The following is an 868-nucleotide window of genomic DNA, read 5'->3' as shown; positions in this document are numbered from 1 at the left end:
TTTTCGTTGAGCCAATCCTTGTAGAGCGTGTGAAACTCTTGCAGTTGTGCACCCCATTGTGCAGCCTCGTCCAGGGTGGTGATGCGGGTGAGTTTCAGCGCGAGTCGGTAGATGGTGCGGCCAGCATCAGTGCGTGGTCGTGAGGTGGTGTAGCGGCGTACTCTGCGTTGGGCGTGCACGAGGCAGCGTTGGATTTTGGTGTTTGGCCAGCACGTTTTAATTGCGCTTGTGGCTCCTCGGCCACCGTCGATCACAGCGATCAACGGTGCTTCGATGCGCTCGAGCAGGCATTTGTAGTCGTGTGTGGTTTCTTGTTTGCACCAGTGCCAGGCGATGACGTGGTCGAGCGTTGCCGCCACGATCAGACAGCCACCTGCGGTGTAGGTGCCGTCGATGAAGATCTGGTCGTAGACCCTGCCTGTATGGCCGATGGTCGGGTCAGGCACGTCAACCAGCCAAAAGGTATCGAATTTGCGTTGCAGCGTACGTGTCGAGCAGCTCAAGTTGCCGGCGATCGCAGCAAGACTGGTCCCGGTGGTCAGGTGCTGGATGAACGCACGAAATAGGGCTGCGTTGGTGATATCGCTGCGTTGCTTGGTCAGTGAAGCACCGCAGGTTTTGCACCGCCACCGGGTCGTCCCGTTGCTGGTGGTGCCGTTTCGTTTCATATCGCCGCCACAATGGCAGCGTGGTCGGTTCTTTGGCATGGGGCAACCGAACCACCGCCGCGTAGCACACCATGGCAGCCACACCGGGGATTTTCGCAAGGGAGGGCCGATATATGCTTTTGGAGCATATATTTTCCGCAAAGGCGGAGTTCAGAGCATGAAAATCAACGATTCCGGACACACATTTTGTCGCTTAACCC

At 57.4% G+C, this 868-nt stretch carries 1 protein-coding gene; it reads right to left on the bottom strand.

The features are described from left to right. Positions 1 to 707, bottom strand: a 707-nt coding sequence (locus HMPREF2617_RS01035) for an IS1249 family transposase (RefSeq protein ID WP_141762968.1), incomplete at its 3' end; no start/stop codon positions are given. Positions 708 to 868 lie beyond the last annotated feature (161 nt).

It is taken from the genome of Corynebacterium sp. HMSC070H05 (assembly GCF_001837615.1).
Taxonomy (GTDB): domain Bacteria; phylum Actinomycetota; class Actinomycetes; order Mycobacteriales; family Mycobacteriaceae; genus Corynebacterium; species Corynebacterium coyleae.
This window is presented reverse-complemented; position numbering and strand designations above follow the sequence as displayed.